Source organism: Sphingomonas sp., from assembly GCF_019242355.1.
Taxonomy (GTDB): Bacteria; Pseudomonadota; Alphaproteobacteria; order Sphingomonadales; family Sphingomonadaceae; genus Sphingomicrobium.
On record NZ_JAFAVR010000146.1, the window covers coordinates 1 to 5030 of the forward strand.

General features: G+C 63.8%; 6 protein-coding genes. 1 reads left to right on the top strand and 5 read right to left on the bottom strand.

All coding sequences use genetic code 11. The features are described 5' to 3' along the window. The 3 genes from JOZ79_RS07280 to JOZ79_RS07290 form a co-directional block, all read right to left on the bottom strand. The coding region (locus JOZ79_RS07280; RefSeq protein ID WP_294072613.1) for a transporter substrate-binding domain-containing protein at positions 1-363 on the bottom strand (363 nt) is incomplete at its 3' end. A gap of 17 nt (positions 364-380) precedes the next feature. After that, positions 381-1037 carry an amino acid ABC transporter permease gene (locus tag JOZ79_RS07285; protein ID WP_294072615.1) on the bottom strand — a complete coding sequence of 219 codons (657 nt, stop codon included), beginning with the start codon at positions 1035-1037 and terminating at the stop codon, positions 381-383. Continuing rightward, positions 1034-1705: an amino acid ABC transporter permease gene (locus JOZ79_RS07290; protein ID WP_294072617.1), complete on the bottom strand. Its 672-nt coding sequence runs from the start codon at positions 1703-1705 to the stop codon at positions 1034-1036. Before JOZ79_RS07290 ends, JOZ79_RS07285 begins: the two co-directional genes overlap by 4 nt. Positions 1706-1970: 265 nt before the next feature. On the opposite strand from JOZ79_RS07290, the gene JOZ79_RS07295 reads away from it, so the two are divergent. Beyond that, complete coding sequence (locus JOZ79_RS07295; protein WP_294072619.1) at positions 1971-2669, top strand: TetR family transcriptional regulator; 699 nt, start codon at positions 1971-1973, stop codon at positions 2667-2669. Between the two features lie 229 nt (positions 2670-2898). On the opposite strand, the gene JOZ79_RS07300 is transcribed toward JOZ79_RS07295, so the two are convergent. Together JOZ79_RS07300 and JOZ79_RS07305 are read right to left on the bottom strand one after the other, a co-directional pair. Next, positions 2899-3729, bottom strand: a complete 831-nt coding sequence (locus JOZ79_RS07300) for a hypothetical protein (protein ID WP_294072620.1) — start codon at positions 3727-3729, stop codon at positions 2899-2901. Positions 3730-3866: 137 nt separating this feature from the next. Further along, positions 3867-4805 carry an HNH endonuclease gene (locus JOZ79_RS07305; RefSeq protein WP_294072622.1) on the bottom strand — a complete coding sequence of 313 codons (939 nt, stop codon included), beginning with the start codon at positions 4803-4805 and terminating at the stop codon, positions 3867-3869. Between the last annotated feature and the right edge of the window lie 225 nt (positions 4806-5030).

Here is a 5030-nt window from a genome sequence, read left to right on the forward strand (position 1 = left end):
CTTCAGCCCGGCATAGGGCTCGGTGAACTGCACGACCTTGGCGCGGTCGGGATACATGCCCATCGTGGCCAGCAGCATGTCCACCTTCCCGGTCATGACCTGGGCGATGCGGGCGGCGACGGTCATGCCGACGAACTCGGGTTTGACGCCCAGCTTCTCGGCGATCAGCTTGCCGACGTCCACGTCATAGCCGGCGAGGTTGCCGGAGGCGTCGAGAAAGCCCCAGGGCGGGAGCTCCGAAAGCACGCCGATGCGGACCACGCCGCGCTTCTTGATCTCGTCGACGGTCTGCGCCGATGCGGCGACCGCGCCGAGGCTGAGCAGAGCAAGGGCGAGAACGCTGCGGCGCAAGAGCTTGGACATGTGTTGCCTCCTGGTTGTCATGTGCGGGCTGCGGGGGTGAGCCGCCGCTCCATCGCGCGGCCCAGCCGCGACAGCGGCCAGCAGACGGCGAAGTAGATGAGGCCGACGATCCCGAAGATGAGCAGCGGCCGATAGGTGATGTTCGAAAGCAGCGTTCCCGTTCGCGACAGCTCGGTGAAGCCGATGATGGCGGCGAGCGAGGTACCCTTCACCAGCTGCACCAGAAAGCCGATCGTCGCCGGGACCGAAATCTTCAACGCCTGCGGCAGGACGATGTAGCGCATCCGGGTCGTGTAGTGGATGCCGAGCGCAAGGGCGGCCTCGGTCTGCCCGGCCGGAATCGCCTGGATCGAACCGCGCCAGATCTCGCCGAGGAAGGCGCTGGCGTTCAGCATCAGCGCGATCGAGACCGCCATCCAAGGGCTGACGGAGAGGTCGAGCAGGGCGACGCCGTAGTAGACGATGAAGAGCTGCAGAAGCAGCGGCGTGCCGCGGAAGATCTCGATGAAAAAGGCAGCCAGCACCTCGAGCCACTTGAGGCCGGAGCTGCGGCCCAGCGCGATCACGAGCCCCCCGAGGCCGCCGAGCGCGAAGCCGACGGCGGAGAGTGCCAGCGTCCAGGCCAGGCCTTGGGCGAGGAGCAGGAACTGCGTGGGGCCGAGCGTCGTGATCATCGCGCGGCCGGATAGGCGAAGCTGACGCGATAGATCAGGGCGAACAGCTTGGAGAGCCCGTACGACATCGCGAGGTAGAGGGCCGCGACGATGAAATACACCTCGAAGCTGCGGAACGTCTCGCCCTCGATCTCGGCGCCGACATGGGTCAGCTCGCGCGCGGTGATGGAGGACGTGATGCTCGACGTCAGCATCAGGAAGATGAACTGGCTCGTCATCGCGGGGTAGACGGCGCGCAAGGCCGGCTTGAGGATGATGTAGCGGAAGATCTGTGCCGGGTGCAGGCCGAGCGCGGAGCCTGCCTCGATCTGCCCACGGGAGATGGCGTCCACGCCGCCGCGCAGGATCTCGATCGAATACGCGGCGCCGTTCAGGCCGAGGGCAATCACCGCGGCCACGTTCGGCTCGAGCCGGATGCCGACACTGGGCAGGCCGAAAAAGAGGAAGAAGATCTGCACCAGGAACGGCGTGTTGCGGACCAACTCGACGAAGCCCGCGATGATCCAGGTGCTGATGCGCTCCCGCAGTTGCAGGATGAAGACGCAGATGATGGCGATCCCGAGCGTGATCGGCATGGCCAGCAGCGAAAGCTGCAGCGTCAGCAGGCAGCCGTTCAGCAGTTCCGGCCAGCGGGCGAAGACGACGCCGAAATCGAAGGTATAGCCCAAGCCGCCTCCCTGTCCTTGTCCCGTGCTGGGCCGGGCCTGTTTTGCGCGCGAAGTAGTCAACTAGTTGGTTGATGTCAAGCCGAAATGCGGTAAGCTCCCCCACGACGTGATCCGGAAGGAGCGGATGGGCGATTGCCGGGCGTGATCGCGCTGACCAAGCCGCTTGGAACGGAGCCCGCAGGGCTTCGCGATCAGATGGTCGTTTGGCCTATCTCTCCGGAATGCCGGTTCCGGGCGGGCACGGTGTTCGAAATATCGGGCGGCCATGCGACGCAGTAGTTCCGCCCGCATCGGCGTGGCCGGGGCCGCCGAGACGGACGCCGCCGCCCGCCCCGTCGCACCCTATGAGCGCGCGCCGGAGCGGCGGCGGCGCGAGTTGCTCGAATCGGCGTTGCTCGAGTTCTCGACGAAAGGCTACGGGGGCGCCCGCATGGACCAGATCGTCGGCCGCACCAACAGCAACAAGGCGATGCTCTACCACTACTTCGGCAGCAAGGAGGAGCTGTACATCGCCGTCCTCGAGGAGGTCTACGCGGGCATCCGCCGGAGCGAGGACGAGATCGACTTCGACGGCCTCTCCCCGCCCGACGCGATCCGCCGCCTGGTGGGGTTCACCTTCGGCTACTACATCGACCATCCGAGCTTCGTGCGGATGATCAACAACGAGAACCTGCACGCGGCCGTGTTCCTCAAGCGCTCGAAATCGGTCGCCGCGCTGAACACGTCGATCATCGTCAAGCTCGGGCGCATCCTCCAGCGCGGGATCGAGACGGGGGACTTCCGCAAGGGCATCGATCCGACGGACCTGTACATCAGCATCACCGGCCTGGCCTACACGTACGTGTCCAATCGCCACACGCTCAGCATCGTGTTCAAGCGCGACCTGTTCCGACCCTCGATGCTGCAGGCGCGCAGGAGGACGATGGCGGACATGGTATTGCGCTACCTCGCCACCGGGCGATGACGCGGCGGCCGTGTGATGGACCGACGCCGCCCCGCGGCACGCCGCACCCATCCGATGCGGGCGCCGGTCCTTGGACTTGGCCACGGTGGGGCCACCGCTCGTGACCTGAGCCCCCCATCCTCCAGAGCAGGAGGGTGGTCAGTCGACGGCGGGTCTGTCGCCGGCACGGGGTCAGAGAGCGAAAGGGCAGCGCTTGGCGGGCCACGACCGACGAAGATGAGAATTACGTCTACGCCATAGCCCTCTGATCCGCCACAGACTGCCGCATTCGCGCGGCGGCAGCTAGCAGCCACTCTACGCGGTGTCGCACGGGGTCTTTGTGGTGAAGGTCCCCCGGCGATTTCTCACCGAGGTAGATAGCGACCTGGCTGCCGCCGTTGTTGCTCGGGTGCGCAAAAGCACCCATCACCTGCTCGCGCCGCAGCAACCCGCGCGCAGCGCACCAGTCGAGCGCGCCCAGTGGTGTCGGGCCAAGAGCGACATAGAGCGCATCGCTTGATAGGAGAGGGAGAGTGGCTGCGAAGTCTCGCTCGAAGGACGCCTTCATAACCGATGATTCGAGCACGTCATTGAAAGAACCGGCAAAGGGCTTGCCGTTTCGGATGGCTGCATGGGGTACGACGGAGGTCGCGTGGAGGAGGGCGGATTTGCTTTCCCACAACTCTGCGGCGTCTCTGATCCCGAGCAGCTGGGGAAATCCAAAAGCTTGTAGCATTTTGAGCAGCTTTGGCCGCATCTGCGGACCACCAAATGAGCCGGCTTCCTTGGCGCGGGCAAGGATACTCTCATCCTCGAGTCCGCTGTTCAAACCCGCCTGTACGGCATCGTATGCCAGTGCAATTTGGTTGGGGCCCGGGGTGATGCCCACGATCACGAGACGTGCCTCGAGGTTCATGTGTTCGAAAGGAACGTAGAAGAGTTCGTCGCGACGGATTGAGTCGGCGCCGAGGCGCGTCAGAGGAGAAAGAGCTGCCGCGGCGCTGTCGCGGCTGAGGACGGCGCGGAACCGATCGAGCAGCACCGGCTGCGGACTAGGAGTGATGAGGGGCGTGGCTGTCATGGAGCACTCATTTCGTCTGGATAAGGTTCGAGATTCATCGGCGGATCATAGCGGGGACTTGGCTATCGAAGCGGCCAATAGAGTGGGTGTGGCGGGTCCGGACCGCCGCCCATGAATACCTATCCTTGGGCCAGCGCCTAGTCCGCGAAGCGATTACCTCGACCGACATTGCACACCGCACAAAGGGTTCGCAGATTGTCGTCGCGGGTTTTTCCGCCCTTGGACCATGAAACGATGTGATCCACGTGGAGGACGCATTCGACGTTGCGTGCAGGATGATCGCCACACAGTACGCACTTGAACCGGTCGCGATGAAGCACGCGAAACCGCAGGCCAAGCGGGATTTCTCGGCCGTCCTCGGGTAAGCGGCCGGGCGTTAGAGATGCCCGAGAAGCGAGGCCGGCAAGCGGTACATCGACCTCCTGAGTATCAGGCGCTTGAGCCGGTTCTGCATCTCGATTGACCCGCTCGACGAACGCCGCCAACGCCTTGTTCCACGTCTTGAAGCGCTTCACGTAGGCTTTCCCGCCGACCTTCGAAGGCGGCAATCCCATTTCGCGGTACTCAGGCGGGCGGCCGTAGTGCGTCCAAACCGTCAGCAAGTTTGTGAAGCATTCTTCGTCGGAATATCGTCTGCCGAGGTTCGTCACCTTCAATCCCGCGGCCTCGAAGGCCGCTCTTGAAGTTCCCCAACGCCGACGGAGCGTTTCGCCTGAGAAGGGCAGTTGTTCTTCCACATCCTCGACCGTCATCTCGCTCTTGCCTAACCGCTCCGCCAGCTCTCGCAGCGCTTGCAGCACGTCGTCATCCATCATCCGCCGTGACGCATGCGCGCCTCGGGTCCGCACAACTTCGCTGGATCTGTGGCCTAATCCAGCAACCCGAAGGGCATCGGCCCAGGTGCCAAAACGCCGGTAGACCTTCCGCTCGACGCGCGCATGTTTGGCAAAAACTGAGACAGTCAGTGCACCGTCAGGCACCAGTGCGGCAACGCGTCGAAGCTCGGCTAAGACCGCCTCGTCGGTGTATTCGGGCAGGCGGCGGAGTTCGAAAACAATGGACTTGGATGCTTCCATGACGGTGTCCGTTACGCGCCGCTGTCGCAGATTTATTGCCGTGGTGACGAGGCCGAAGCTACATGAAGGAGACTGGTCGGGGCCAGCGGGTCGGCTTCGATTTAGGACGGCAAGGGAAAAGCGAGGCCATCCGGCGCGCGCAGTGGGTTGGAATAATTGAGCTATTTGGCCATCCGCCGAATGACCCGTGCCATACGTTTTGATCAAAACGTCAATCGTATCAAA